Origin of the sequence: Thioalkalivibrio sp. ALE14 (assembly GCF_000376845.1) — a bacterium.
GTDB lineage: Bacteria > Pseudomonadota > Gammaproteobacteria > Ectothiorhodospirales > Ectothiorhodospiraceae > Thioalkalivibrio.
Genome location: NZ_AQXY01000026.1, coordinates 140,335 through 154,367 on the forward strand (window position 1 = coordinate 140,335; position 14,033 = coordinate 154,367).

At 66.4% G+C, this 14,033-nt stretch carries 10 protein-coding genes; 6 read left to right on the forward strand and 4 right to left on the reverse strand.

Annotation, left to right across the window (positions count from 1 at the left end):
- Window positions 1-16: 16 nt before the first annotated feature.
- On the forward strand, window positions 17-850 hold the full coding sequence (gene cysQ / locus F572_RS0106555; protein WP_017940937.1) for a 3'(2'),5'-bisphosphate nucleotidase CysQ: 834 nt from the start codon (window positions 17-19) through the stop codon (window positions 848-850).
- A gap of 15 nt (window positions 851-865) precedes the next feature.
- On the opposite strand, the gene F572_RS0106560 is transcribed toward cysQ, so the two are convergent.
- From F572_RS0106560 to purH, 3 genes are read right to left on the reverse strand one after another with little or no spacing between them, the layout of a single operon-like run.
- Window positions 866-3,352, reverse strand: a complete 2,487-nt coding sequence (locus F572_RS0106560; protein ID WP_017940938.1) for a glycogen/starch/alpha-glucan phosphorylase — start codon at window positions 3,350-3,352, stop codon at window positions 866-868.
- Window positions 3,353-3,396: 44 nt separating this feature from the next.
- Window positions 3,397-4,686 carry a phosphoribosylamine--glycine ligase gene (purD, locus tag F572_RS0106565; RefSeq protein ID WP_017940939.1) on the reverse strand — a complete coding sequence of 430 codons (1,290 nt, stop codon included), beginning with the start codon at window positions 4,684-4,686 and terminating at the stop codon, window positions 3,397-3,399.
- A gap of 7 nt (window positions 4,687-4,693) precedes the next feature.
- A complete protein-coding gene (gene purH / locus F572_RS0106570) occupies window positions 4,694-6,259 on the reverse strand; it encodes a bifunctional phosphoribosylaminoimidazolecarboxamide formyltransferase/IMP cyclohydrolase (protein ID WP_017940940.1) in 1,566 nt (521 codons plus the stop codon).
- Window positions 6,260-6,752: 493 nt separating this feature from the next.
- On the opposite strand from purH, the gene F572_RS0106575 reads away from it, so the two are divergent.
- Together F572_RS0106575 and F572_RS0106580 are read left to right on the forward strand one after the other, a co-directional pair.
- Entirely contained in the window at window positions 6,753-7,571 is an 819-nt protein-coding gene (locus F572_RS0106575) for a class I SAM-dependent methyltransferase (protein ID WP_017940941.1), read from the forward strand.
- Entirely contained in the window at window positions 7,568-8,416 is an 849-nt protein-coding gene (locus F572_RS0106580) for a methyltransferase domain-containing protein (protein ID WP_017940942.1), read from the forward strand. Before F572_RS0106575 ends, F572_RS0106580 begins: the two co-directional genes overlap by 4 nt.
- Window positions 8,417-8,452: 36 nt before the next feature.
- Here the strand turns inward: F572_RS0106580 and F572_RS0106585 are convergent, their stop codons facing one another.
- Complete coding sequence (locus F572_RS0106585) at window positions 8,453-9,187, reverse strand: arginyltransferase (protein ID WP_018158422.1); 735 nt, start codon at window positions 9,185-9,187, stop codon at window positions 8,453-8,455.
- 155 nt (window positions 9,188-9,342) lie between these two features.
- Between F572_RS0106585 and metH the strand changes: the two genes are divergently transcribed.
- The 3 genes from metH to F572_RS0106600 all read left to right on the forward strand — a co-directional run bounded on the left by metH (window position 9,343) and on the right by F572_RS0106600 (window position 13,996).
- A complete protein-coding gene (metH, locus tag F572_RS0106590) occupies window positions 9,343-13,134 on the forward strand; it encodes a methionine synthase (protein ID WP_017941026.1) in 3,792 nt (1,263 codons plus the stop codon).
- Window positions 13,135-13,283: 149 nt separating this feature from the next.
- The gene (locus F572_RS0106595) at window positions 13,284-13,676 is read left to right on the forward strand and encodes a PH domain-containing protein (protein ID WP_017941025.1); all 393 of its coding nucleotides are present in this window, start codon (window positions 13,284-13,286) and stop codon (window positions 13,674-13,676) included.
- Window positions 13,673-13,996: a hypothetical protein gene (locus F572_RS0106600; RefSeq protein ID WP_017941024.1), complete on the forward strand. Its 324-nt coding sequence runs from the start codon at window positions 13,673-13,675 to the stop codon at window positions 13,994-13,996. Before F572_RS0106595 ends, F572_RS0106600 begins: the two co-directional genes overlap by 4 nt.
- The last annotated feature ends 37 nt before the right edge of the window (window positions 13,997-14,033 follow it).

A 14,033-nucleotide genomic window follows, 5' to 3' on the forward strand; every position in this document is an offset into this window, starting at 1 on the left:
AAAACGGGAGTTCCCCATGCATGCTCCGCCGAAGGATGCGGCCCTGACTGCCCTGATGCACGAGGTTTCGAGCCTGGCCGACGCGGCCGGCCACGCCATTCTCGAGCTCTACGAGACCCGTTTCGCGGTCACCGAGAAGGCCGACCACTCGCCGCTGACCGAGGCGGATCTGGCCGCCCACCGTATCCTGGTCGGCGGGCTGTCGGATATCGACCCGGACTGGCCGGTGTTGTCCGAGGAGGGGCAGGACGTGCCCTTCGCGCGGCGTCGGCAGTGGCCGACCTACTGGTTGATCGACCCCCTCGACGGGACCCGCGAGTTCGTGAAGCGCAACGGCGAGTTCACCGTGAACGTGGCGCTGATCCACAACCACGATCCGGTCCTGGGGGTGGTCTGGTGCCCGGTGCTCAAGCGCCTGTACGCGGGCCACCGCGATGGCCAGGCGATCCGGCGCGACGAAGGCCAGGCCCCGCGCGATATCGCGGTGGCGCACGATCGCATCGGCACCGATCACCCGATGGTGGCGGGCAGCCGTTCACACGGGGCGGAACGCCTGAAGGGCGCGCTGGACCGGCTGGGTCCGCACGAACTGGTCAGCATGGGCAGCTCCCTGAAGCTGTGCCTGGTCGCCGAGGGCGCGGCCGACATCTATCCGCGACTGGGGCCCACCAGCGAATGGGATACCGCGGCGGCCCACGCCGTGGTGCGCGCCGCGGGCGGCCGCGTGACGGACCTGTATGGCGAGGAGCTGCGCTACAACACGCGCGAGAGCCTGCTGAACCCCGAGTTCCTGGTGTGCGCGGGCAACCCCGGTGGCTGGCTGCGCCGTCTGGGGTTGCCGGACGACTGACCGCCGGCCCGCCCGTCAGGCGGCGCCGTTGGTGCGCGAGGGGGCCACCGGCTCCGGCGTGATGTCCCAGATCTGGTTGGCGTAGTCGCGCACCGTGCGGTCGATGGAGAAGTACCCCATGCGCGCGACGTTCAGGATGGCGGCCTCGGCCCATGCGGCGCGGTCGGCGTACAGGGTGTCCGCCCGGTCGCAGGCCTCGGCGTAGGCCGCGTAGTCGGCGATCACGAAGAACGGGTCCTCGTGGCGCAGATAGCGGCCGAGGTCGCGGTGGGTCTCCGGGTCGTCGCAGGTAAAGAACCCGGATTCGATCATTTCCACCGCCGCGGCCAGCCGGGGCTCTGCGGCCAGGACTGCCTCGGGGCGCGGGCCGCTGCGCCGGTGTTCGACGACCTCCTCGGCGGTCATGCCGAAAATGAAGATGTTCTCCTCGCCGACCGCGTCGCGGATCTCGATGTTGGCGCCGTCCAGGGTGCCGATGGTCAGGGCCCCGTTCAGCGCGAGCTTCATGTTGCCGGTGCCGGAGGCCTCGAAGCCGGCGGTGGAGATCTGCTCGGAGACATCCGCCGCCGGGATGATGATGCTGGCGGAGCTCACCTCGTAGTTGGGGAAGAACACGCACTTCAGGCGGTCGCCGACGGCCGGGTCATTGTTGACGATGTCGGCGACCTCGTTGATGACCTGAATGATGCCCTTGGCCCGGGCGTACCCGGGCGCGGCCTTGCCGCCGAACAGGACCACGCGCGGCGGGACGTCCTCGCCGGCGCGGATGCGGCGGTAGAGATCCACCACGTGCAGGAGCTTCAGCAGCTGGCGCTTGTACTCGTGGATGCGCTTGATCTGCACGTCAAACATCACGTCCGGGTTCAGTTCCACGCCGGTCCGCTCGCGCACCAGGTCCGCCAGGCGCTGCTTGTTGGCCCGCTTTACGTCCATGAAGGCCTTCTGCAGCTCGGCATCATGGGCGAAGGGTTCCAGCGCGCGCAGGCGGTCCAGGTCGTATTGCCAGTCGTCGCCGATGCGCTGGCCCAGCAGCTCGGTCAGTGCGGGATTGGACTGGATCATCCACAGGCGCGGCGTCACGCCGTTGGTGACGTTGACGAAACGCTCCGGCCACAGGTTGTAGAAGTCCTCGAACAGGGTCTCCTGCAACAGCTGGGTGTGCAGTGCCGCCACACCGTTGACGCGGTGCGAGCCGACCACGGCCAGATGGGCCATGCGCACGCGCCGCCCGTTCTGCTCGTCGATGATGGACAGCCGTGCCAGGCGGTCGTTGTCCCCCGGGTAGCGGTGGCGGACCTCGTCCAGGAACTCGTGATTGATCTGGTAGATGATCCCCATGTGGCGCGGCAGCACGCGCTGCATCAGCTCCACCGGCCAGGTCTCCAGGGCCTCGGGCATCAGGGTGTGGTTGGTATAGGCGAAGGTGCGCCGGGTCAGGTCCCACGCGCGGCCCCAGGGCAGGTCGTGGGCGTCCGTCAGCAGGCGCATCAGTTCCGCCACCGCGATCGCCGGGTGGGTGTCGTTCAGCTGGATCGCGACCTTGTCGGGCAGGGCATCCAGGCCGTAGCCCAGCGCCAGGTGGCGATCCAGGATGTCCTGCAGCGAGGCGGAGACGAAAAAGTACTCCTGCTTCAGCCGCAGTTCCTTGCCGATCGCGGTGGCATCGTTCGGGTACAGGACCATCGAGATGGTCTCCGACTCCGCCTTGTCCGCGACGGCGCGGATGTAGTCGCCCTCGTTGAAGTAGCGCAGGTCGAAGTCACGGGTGGCCTTGGCGGCCCACAGGCGCAGGTTGTTCACGTTGCGCCGGCCGTAGCCCGCGGTGGGGTAGTCGTAGGCCATGGCCAGGACTTCTTCGCCATCCTCCCAGGTGTAGTGAGTCTCGCCATTGGGGTGATGGTGCTCGACCACGTAGCCGTAGAAGTGGATCGGGTACTTGCGGTCCGAGCGCGGGAACTCCCACGGGTTGCCGTAGCGCAGCCAGTTGTCCGGGTGCTCTACCTGATGGTAGGGCTCGAACTGCTGGCGGAACATGCCGAACTCGTAGCGGATGCCGTAGCCGTAGCCGGGATAGCCCTGGGTCGCCAGGGATTCCAGGATGCAGGCGGCCAGGCGTCCGAGGCCGCCGTTGCCCAGCGCCGCGTCGTCCTCGAGATCGAGGATGGTGTCCAGGTTCACGCCGAGATCGGCCATCGCCTGGCGGGCTGGCTCGAGGATGCCCATGTTGCGCAGGTTCGCCTCGAGCATGCGCCCGATCAGGTACTCCATCGACAGGTAGTAGACGCGCTTGACGTCCTCGTCGGCGAACTGCCGGCGGGTCAGCAGGCGGCGCTCCACCATGCGTTCGCGGATGGCGAAGGCCAGGGCCTCCATCCAGTCACGCTCGGTGGCCTGGCGCGGGTCCTCCCCCACCACGCGGACCACGGCATCGCGGATCGATTGCCGCAGGCCCTCCACGTCGTTGGGGAGGTTGGGCAGGTGCGTCACTTCGGGGGCGGCCATCCAGGAGGTTCTCCAAAAAAGAAGTGAGGGGCCGCCGCTTCGGGTTACCCCTCGCGAGCGACGGCGCGATAGCCGATATCGGTACGGCAGTATATATCGTTGAAGTGAATCCGTTGCACCGCGGCGTAGGCCTTTTTCTGCGCGCTCTTCACGTCCTCGCCGAGACCGACGACGCAGAGCACACGGCCGCCGGCGGTCACGATGTGTCCATCGGCATCGGTGGCGGTCCCCGCATGGAACACGCGGGCGTCGGAATCGGCCTCGACGGCCTCCAGTCCGCTGATGACGTCGCCCTTGCGGTAGTCGCCGGGGTAGCCCCCGGCGGCCAGGACCACGCCCAGCGCCACGCGCGAATCCCAGCGTGCCTCTACCGTGTCCAGGCGGCCGTCCAGCGCGGCCTCCACCAGGTCGGCAAGGTCGGAGTCCAGGCGGCTCAGGATCGGCTGGGTCTCCGGGTCGCCGAAGCGACAGTTGAATTCCAGCACCTTCGGGTTGCCCGCGGCGTCGATCATCACACCGGCGTAGAGAAACCCGGTGTAGCGTTCGCCGTCGGCGGTCATGCCCCGCACCGTCGGCTCGATGACCTCGCGCAGGATGCGCTCGTGCATGGCCTCTGTCACGACCGGCGCGGGCGAATAAGCGCCCATACCGCCGGTGTTGGGGCCAAGGTCGCCATTGTCACGTGCCTTGTGGTCCTGCGAGGACGCCAGCGGCAGGATGTGCTCGCCGTCCACCATGCAGATGAAGCTGGCCTCTTCCCCGGTCAGGAACTCCTCGATCACGACCCGGTTCCCGGCATCGCCGAAGGCGTTGCCGGCCAGCATGTCGTCCACCGCGGCGCGTGCCTCGTCTTCGGTCTGCGCCAGGATCACGCCCTTGCCGGCGGCGAGACCGTCGGCCTTGACCACGATGGGCGCGCCGTGTGTGGTGATGAACTCCAGCGCCGCCTGTTCGTCCTCGAAGCTGCCGTAGGCGGCCGTCGGAATCTGGTGGCGGTGCATGAAGTCCTTGGCAAAGGACTTCGAGCCCTCCAGCTGGGCGGCCCGGGCGGTGGGGCCGAAGCAGCGCCGGCCGGCGGCGCGGAAGGCATCCACCACGCCGGCGACCAAGGGTGCCTCGGGGCCGACCACGGTAAACGCGATGGCCTCGCGTTCGGCCAGGGCCAGCAGCGCGTCGATGTCGGTCACGCCGACGTCGACGTTCTCGCACTTGGCCTCGCGCGCGGTGCCCGCGTTGCCCGGCGCCACCAGCACGCGTTCGATACGCGGTGACTGCGCCAGTTTCCAGGCCAGGGCGTGCTCGCGCCCGCCGTTGCCGATTACCAGTACGTTCATCAGGACCTCAGTGGCGGAAGTGGCGCATGCCGGTGAACAGCATGGCGATGTCGTGCTCGTTGGCGGCGTCGATGACCTCCTGATCGCGCATCGAACCGCCGGGCTGGATCACCGCGGTGATGCCGGCCTCGGCGGCGGCGTCGATACCGTCGCGGAACGGGAAGAAGGCGTCCGAGGCCATGACCGATCCGGCCACCTGCAGGCCCTCGTCGGCGGCCTTGATGCCGGCGATGCGCGCGGAATATACCCGGCTCATCTGGCCGGCGCCGACGCCGATGGTTTGTTCGTCGCGGGCATAGACGATGGCGTTGGATTTCACGTACTTGCCCACCTGCCAGGCAAAGCACAGGTCCTTCATCTCCTGCTCCGAGGGCGCGCGGGCGGTCACGGTCTTCAGATCCACATCCGTCAGACTGCCACGGTCGGCATCCTGTACCAGGAGCCCGCCGCCGATGCGCTTGTAGTCGAGGCTCGGGCCGACGCCTGCCGGGGGGATCTCGAGTACCCGGACGTTCTTCTTGGTCGCCAGCGCACGCAGGGCGCCCGGCGTGATCTCGGGGGCAATCACCACCTCGACGAACTGGCGGCTGACGATCGCATGCGCGGTGTCGCCGTCCAGCGGGCGGTTGAAGGCAATGATGCCGCCGAAGGCCGAGGTCGGGTCGGTCTGGAAGGCGCGCTCGTAGGCCATCAGCTGGGTCGGCGCGACCGCCACGCCGCACGGGTTGGCGTGCTTGACGATCACGCAGGCCCCGGCCTCGAACTGGCGTACGCACTCCCAGGCGGCGTCGGCGTCCGCCAGGTTGTTGTAGGACAGCGATTTGCCCTGATGCTGGTGGTAGCTGGCCAGGGTCCCGGGGGTAGGCTGTGGGTCACGATAGAACGCGGCGCGCTGGTGCGGGTTCTCGCCGTAGCGCAGGGTCTCCACCCGTTCGAAGGTCGCGTTCAGCTGTCCGGGGAAGGGCGCCGTTTCGCCGTCCTCGTCCAGGGCCGACAGATAGTTGCTGATCGCAGCGTCGTAGCGCGCCACGTGATCGAAGGCCGCGACCGCCAGGCGGAAGCGCAGTGACTGCGGCACCTCGCCATGGTCCCCAATGGCCGCGGCGATCTCGCTGTACTGGTCGGGGCTGGTGGCCACGGCCACGTCGCGGTAGTTCTTGGCCGCCGCGCGCAGCATGGCGGGGCCGCCAATGTCGATATTCTCGATGGCGTCCTCGAGGCTGCAGCCGGGGCGGGCCACTGCCGCCTCGAACGGGTAGAGATTGACGACCAGCAGGTCGATGGGCGGGATGTCCTGCTCGGCCATCACCGCGGAGTCGATATCACGCCGGCCGAGCAGTCCGCCGTGGATGCGCGGGTGGAGGGTCTTGACCCGGCCATCCATGATCTCGGGGAAGCCCGTGTGCGCGGAAACCTCGGTGACCGGAAGGTTGTTCTCGGCCAGCAGGCGGGCGGTCCCGCCGGTGGACAGAAGCTCGACGCCGCGCTCGTGCAGGGCGCGCGCGAGCTCCACGACGCCGGTCTTCTCGGAGACCGACAAAAGGGCACGCTGGATGGGGCGGCTGGGGGTCATGCGGGGCCTCGGAATCGCGTCAAAACCGCCATTATATCGAACGCGCGGCGCGGATGGACCGGCCTCGATGGGCGCCCGACCAGAGCCGGCGGGGCGGGGCTCAACTTGTAATTTTTGCGCAAAACCTTCAGGGTATAAAAACGATTTCGGACACAACGCCCGCGTTCAGACGCAGCGCGAGGCGCCGTAAACGATCCCCGAGCCAGGCGGGATGGGTCCGCCAGACCACGGCTCGGCATCCGGGTAATGAAGAGCCCTCCGGATGTGCAGGATGAACCGGCCAGGCCGGTGCCGGGTGCTGCGAACAACGCACCTGGCGCATTGATACCCGAACACCAGGTGACCATCGCCTGGCGCGATCGGGCTGCTGGCGAGACCGCCGAGGAATGCGGGGGTCGCGGTTCACTGCGTTTGCGGGGTGTTGTGCCGACGGATCGGCCCCGAGCCCGTCCGTTCACGCTTACAACAGCAGCAAAAGCCAAGAGGAACCAGCATGGCAGCGAACATCAAGAATGATCAGGACTTCGGTGACAAGCCGACCGAACGCCGCGATACCGAGAACTACCTCAACGAGTACACCACCGGCTTCGTCGACAAGTGGGATGACCTGATCGACTGGGACAACCGCGCCAAGAGCGAAGGCACCTTCTTCATCGAGGAACTGAAGAAGCGTGGCGCCAAGCGCGTGCTGGATGTGGCCGCCGGTACCGGTTTCCATTCGGTGCAGCTGCTCGAGGCCGGCTTTGACGTGGTGACCGCCGACGGCGCCCCGGAAATGCTTGTCAAGGCCTTCGAGAATGGCCGCAAGCGTGGTCACATCCTGCGCACCGTGCAGGCCGACTGGCGCATGCTGAACCGTGACATCTATGGCCGCTACGACGCCGTGGTCTGCCTCGGCAACTCGTTTACCCACCTGTTCAACGAACACGATCGCCGCAAGGCCCTGGCCGAATTCTACTCCGCCCTGAACCACGATGGCGTGCTGATCCTCGACCAGCGCAACTACGACACCATCATGGACCACGGCTATTCGTCCAAGCACACCTACTACTACTGCGGCGATGACGTCCAGGTGCAGCCGGCCCATGTCGACGAAGGCCTGGCGCGCTTCCAGTACAAGTTCCCGGATGGCTCCGAGTACTTCCTGAACATGTTCCCGCTGCGCAAGGCCTATGTGCGCCGCCTGATGCGCGAGGTCGGTTTCCAGAAGATCGAGACCTACGGGGACTTCCAGGAGACCTACCGCGAGACCGATCCCGACTTCTTCATCCACGTGGCCGATAAGCGTTATATCGAGGGCGAGGAACGATGAGCGAGAACTACTCCGACGTCGTCGAGACTGCTCGCGACTACTACAACAGCGAGGACGCCGACACCTTCTACAAGATGGTGTGGGGCGGTGAAGACCTCCATATCGGGCTGTACGAGTACAAGGACGAGCCGATCGGGGACGCCAGCCGGCGCACGGTCGCCCACATGTCCGACCTGCTCGGCGAGCCGCAGCCGGAATGGCGCGTGCTCGACATGGGCGCCGGTTACGGCGGTGTCGCGCGCTACCTGGTGGAGAACTACGGTTGCGATGTCACCGCGCTGAACCTGTCCGAGAAGGAAAACGAGCGCGATCGCGAGATCAACAAGGCGCGCCACCTCGACGACAAGATCACCGTGGTCGATGGCTCCTTCGAGAAGGTCGACGAGCCGGACGAATCCTATGACGTCGTGTGGTCCGAGGACTCCTTCCTGCACAGCCAGAACGAAGACAAGAAGAAGGTGATCCAGGAGGCCGCGCGCGTCCTGAAGCCGGGTGGCTGGCTGATCTTCACCGATCCGATGCAGACCGACGACTGCCCGGACGGCGTACTGGACCCGATCCTGGCCCGCATCCACCTGGATTCGCTGGCCAGCCCTTCGCTGTACCGCGAGGCGGCCAAGGCGGCCGGCCTGGAAGAGGTCAGCTTCGAGGAGCACTCGGGTCAGATCTCGACCCATTACGGTCGCGTGAAGCAGGAGCTCGAGTCCCGCGAGGACGAGCTGAAGAACTACATCTCGCAGGACTACATCGACCGCATGAAGCAGGGCCTGCAGCATTGGGTCGATGGCGGCAACTCGGGTTACCTGACCTGGGGCATCTTCCGCTTCCGCAAGCCGGCCCGCTAGGCCGCGCGCGGAGGAAGACCGAGCGGCTGCCCGCCGTCAGGCGGGCAGCCGCCTCCAGACCCCGTCCACGCGGCCTTCGAGCGGCTGGAAGCGGGTCTTGTATTCCATCTTCGGCGCCTGGTCGATCCAGTAGCCGAGGTAGACATGGGGTAGACCGAGGCGGTGCGCATGCGCCACCTGGGTCAGGATCGCGAGGGTGCCCAGGCCGCGGCGCGGCTGATCCGGATCGAAGAAGCTGTACATTGCTGACAGCCCCTGCGGGGTGCGGTCGGTGACGGCCACCGCGACCAGCGTACCGGCCTGGCGGAATTCGATCAGATCCACCGGGCCGTTGTGGTGGGCGAGCATCCCCGCGTATTCCTCGTGCCCCATCTGCTCCATGCCGCCGCCCGCGTGGCGGCTGGCCTGGTAGCGCGAAAACAGTGGCATGTGCTCGTCGAGATCGGCGGCGGGCCCTGCCCCGGGCTGCTCCGGCGGGCGCCGGATCGCAACCTCGAGATCGTGGTTGCGGTTCAGGCAGCGACGCTGGCTCCGGTTCGGGCGGAAATTCGCCACCGGGATGCGCACCGGTACGCAGGCGGCGCACTCGGGGCAGTGATGCCGATAAACAAACTGACCGCTGCGGCGAAAGCCCTCGGCCAGTAGCTGGCCGAAACGCGCGCCGCCCAGGCTGACCGCGGGGTCGACCAGCAGACTCTGCATCTCGCGGTCGTCCAGATAGGGGCAGGCCTGCGGGGCAGTGATGAACCAGCGGATCGGATGTTCCTGCATGGCGCTATCGTGACATCTCCGCTCACGGGCGCAAACAGGCCGCATCCGGGGCCGCCACGAGACACGAAAGAGCCTGCCACCAGGGTGGGCTCCACGCGCGGGATGGAACCCCGGCGTGTACACTTATCCCATTCGAAACCAATGGTGTACGGCACATGACGGCAACACGCAAAGATATCGAGAACGCGCTTAAAGAGCGCATCCTGATCCTGGACGGCGGTATGGGCACGACCATCCAGCTGTACAAGCTGGAGGAGGCCGACTACCGCGGCGAGCGTTTCAAGGACTGGGAGTCCGACCTGAAGGGCAACAACGACCTGCTGTCGCTGACCCGTCCGGACATCATCGAGCAGATCCACAATGACTATCTCGAGGCCGGCGCCGACATCATCGAGGCCAACACCTTCAACGGTACCCGCATCGCGATGGCGGACTACCACATGGAGGATCTGGTCCCCGAGCTGAACCGCGAATCCGCGAAGCTCGCGCGCAAGGCCGCCGATGCCTGGACCGAGAAGACCCCGGACAAGCCGCGTTACGTGGCTGGCATCCTCGGCCCGACCAACCGTACCGCGTCGATCTCCCCGGACGTGAACGACCCGGGCGCGCGTAACGTCGATTTCGACACCCTGGTCGAGGCCTACAAGGAGGCCGCCGAGGCCCTGGTCGAGGGCGGCGTGGACCTGCTGCTGATCGAGACGGTGTTCGACACCCTGAACGCCAAGGCCGCGATCTTCGCGGTGAAGACCCTGGAAGACGAGCTCGGGAAGGACCTCCCGATCATGATCTCCGGGACCATCACCGACGCCTCCGGCCGGACCCTGTCCGGCCAGACCACCGAGGCCTTCTGGAACTCGGTGCGTCATGCGAACCCGGTCTCCATCGGCCTGAACTGCGCGCTGGGCGCGAAAGAGATGCGCCAGTACGTGGAAGAGCTGTCGCGCATCGCCGACACCCACGTCTCTGCGCACCCGAATGCCGGTCTGCCGAACGAGTTCGGGGACTACGACGAATCCCCGGAGCAGATGGCCGAGGACGTCGGCCCGTGGGCCGAGCAGGGCATGCTGAACATCATCGGCGGTTGTTGCGGCACGCTGCCGGAGCACATCCGCGCGATGCGCGAGGCGGTGGAGAAGCATCCGCCGCGCAAGGTGCCGGAGGTTGCCGCGGCCTGTCGCCTGTCGGGTCTCGAGCCGTGCAACATCACCGACGACTCGCTGTTCGTGAACGTCGGCGAGCGCACCAACGTGACCGGCTCGCGCAAGTTCCTGCGTCTGATCCAGAACGAGGAATACGACGTCGCGCTGGAAGTCGCGCTGAACCAGGTCGAGGGCGGCGCCCAGATCATCGACATCAACATGGACGAGGGGATGCTGGAGTCGCAGGACGCGATGGTCCGCTTCCTCAACCTGCTGGCCGGCGAGCCGGACATCGCCCGCGTGCCGGTGATGATCGACTCCTCCAAGTTCGAGATCATCGAGGCTGGCCTGAAGTGTGTGCAGGGCAAGGCGGTGGTCAACTCGATCTCCATGAAGGAGGGCGAGGAGAACTTCATCAAGCAGGCCCAGCTGTGCCGTCGCTACGGCGCCGCGATCGTGGTCATGGCCTTCGACGAGGACGGCCAGGCCGATAACGAGGACCGCCGCGTCGAGATCTGCACCCGTGCCTACAAGCTGCTGACCGAGAAGGTCGGCTTCCCGGCCGAGGATATCATCTTCGACCCGAACATCTTCGCGGTCGCGACCGGTATCGAGGAGCACAACAACTACGGCGTGGACTTCATCGAGGCCACCCGTCGCATCAAGCAGGACCTGCCGCACGCGCTGGTCTCCGGCGGCGTGTCCAACGTGTCGTTCTCCTTCCGCGGCAACGAGCCGGTGCGCGAGGCGATCCACGCCGTATTCCTGTACCACGCCATCAAGGCGGGCATGGACATGGGCATCGTGAACGCCGGCCAGCTCGCGGTCTACGACGACATCGACGAGAAGCTGAAGGAAGCGGTCGAGGACGTGGTCCTGAACCGCCGCGATGATGCGACCGAGCGGCTGCTCGACCTGTCCGAGGAGTACAAGGGCCAGGGCGGCGGCAAGAAGGAGGAGAACCTCGAGTGGCGCGAATGGGAAGTCTCCAAGCGCCTCGAGCACTCCCTGGTCAAGGGCATCGACACCTACGTGGTCGAGGATACCGAAGAGGCGCGTCAGGCCTATGACCGCCCGATCCAAGTGATCGAGGGTCCGCTGATGGACGGCATGAACGTCGTCGGCGACCTGTTCGGCGAGGGCAAGATGTTCCTGCCGCAGGTGGTCAAGTCCGCCCGCGTGATGAAGAAGGCCGTGGCCCATCTGATCCCGTACATCGAGGCGGAGAAGACCGGCACCGAGAACAACGGCAAGATCCTGATGGCCACGGTGAAGGGCGACGTCCACGACATCGGCAAGAACATCGTCGGTGTCGTGCTGCAGTGCAACAACTTCGAGGTCATCGACATCGGCGTGATGCAGCCGGGCGCCGAGATCCTGAAGGCCGCCAAGGAACACGATGTGGACGTCATCGGCCTGTCCGGCCTGATCACCCCGTCGCTGGAGGAGATGGCCAATTTCGCCGCCGATCTCGAGCGCGAAGGCATGACCACGCCGCTGATGATCGGGGGCGCGACCACCTCGCGCGCCCACACCGCGGTCAAGATCGAGCCGAACTACTCCGGTCCCGTGGTCTGGGTGAAGGACGCCTCGCGTGCGGTGGGTGTGGCCCAGAGCCTGATCAGCCCCGAACTGCGCGAGAAGTACGCCGCCGAGATCCGCGAGGAGTACGAAAAGCTGCGCGTGCAGAACGCCGGGCGCAAGAAAAAGACCCAGTGGGTCACGCTGGAGAAGGCGCGCGCCAACAAGCCGCAGATCGACTGGTCAAGCTATACCCCGACCAAGCCGAAGGCGCTGGAGACCGACAAGCTGCCGGGCGAGCCGACTGTGCTGCGCCCGCATGGCGACGGCTCCGTGCTGCTGCGCTTCGACGACTACGATCTGAACGAGGTCGCCGAGTACATCGACTGGACGCCGTTCTTCCACTCCTGGCAGCTGCACGCCGCCTACCCGCGCATCCTGGATGACGAGAAGGTGGGTGAAGAGGCGCGCAAGCTGTTCAAGGACGCCCAGGAGATGCTGCAGCGCATGATCGACGAGAAGTGGGTCACCCTGCGGGGCGTGGTGGGCTTCTTCCCGGCGAACACCGTCAATGATGACGATATCGAGGTCTATACCGACGAGAATCGCTCCAAGGTGCTGAAGAAGCTGCATCACCTGCGTCAGCAGACCGAGAAGCGCCGGGGTCAGCCGAGCCACTCGCTGGCCGATTTCGTGATGCCGAAGGAGGCCGGCGGTCCCGACTACATCGGGGCCTTCGCGGTCAGTGCCGGTGGCGATGTCGACGCCAAGGCCGCGGAATTCGAGAAGGCCAACGACGACTACCACTCGATCCTCGTGAAGAGCCTGGCGGACCGCCTGGCCGAAGCCTTCGCCGAGTGCATGCATCAGCATGTGCGCCGCGAATTCTGGGGCTATGTCCCGGACGAGTCGCTCGAAAACGAGGACCTGATCGAGGAGAAGTACCAGGGTATCCGCCCGGCCCCGGGTTACCCGGCGTGCCCGGAGCACACCGAGAAGTCCACCCTGTGGGAGCTCCTGCAGCCGGAAGAGAACGCTGGCATGACGCTCACCGAGAGCTACGCCATGCTGCCGGTCTCGGCCGTGTCCGGCTGGTACTTCGCCCATCCGGAGTCGCGTTACTTCGGTCTCGGCAAGGTCAACCGCGACCAGGTCGAGGATTACGCGAAGCGCAAGGGCATGTCGTTCGAGGAGGCCGAGCGCTGGCTCGCGCCGAACATTGGCTATGACGACAGCGACGAGGCCAAGGCGGAAGCCAAGGCCGAGCGCGAGGCCCGGACCGCGTAACACCCCGGTCCCGTCTCCGGGCCGACCCGTGCGAGCGGGCGGGTCCGGCAAACTGCGAGCCCCGCATCAGGGAGTCCCTGGTGCGGGGCTCGCTTTGTCTGGGTGGCCGCGCCAAACTGTTCGGGCCCGCCCGCAACCGGAGTTCGTGCATGTCCGCCCGTGAACCCGCGATCGACGCCCGACCGGCGATGTTCCGCAATCACCCGTTCGGTTTCATCCTCAGCCTGGTCCTGATCCCGGCTTTCGGGCTCGGCCTGCTGATCCTGCTGTGGTGGTATCTGCAGACCCGCTCGGTGCGCCTGCGCATCGATGCCGACCAGGTGCATCTCGAGCGCGGTCTGTTGTCGAAGTCGCATGTGGATCTGGATATCGGCCAGATCCGCACGGTGAAGGTGGACCAGAGCTTTCTCGACCGCATCTTCCGGGTGGGCCGCATCGCGGTGTACACCACTGGCGACAACCCGGAGTTCCGGGTCACCGGCATCCCCGACCCCAACCGCGTGCGCGAGTACGTGCGCGGTCGCCGCGAGGCCCTGGCATGAGCCGGAGCGATCGCTCCGACAGCCGTCTGGCGCTGCGCTTCCTGCTGGGCACCTCGGCGCTGGTCGCGCTGCTGGTGGCCCTGCTGGTGCTGGCAGCGGCGGTCTCGCTGCCGGGGCTGTCGGACTGGGTGGCGATGACCTTCGACGACGGCATGGGCCTGAAGAACGCCGCGCTGGTCGCGGCCATCGTGTCGGTCCTTATCTCGATCGTGTTTGCCCTGGCCGCCGGCGAGGGCCTCATCGGGGAACTGCAGTTCATGATCCCCGGCTTTTTCCTGTTCTTCGTCTTCTTCTGGCTGATGCTGGCCTGGATCTTTTGATCCCGGCCGGTGCACCGTGCATCCTGCGTTTCCTTCT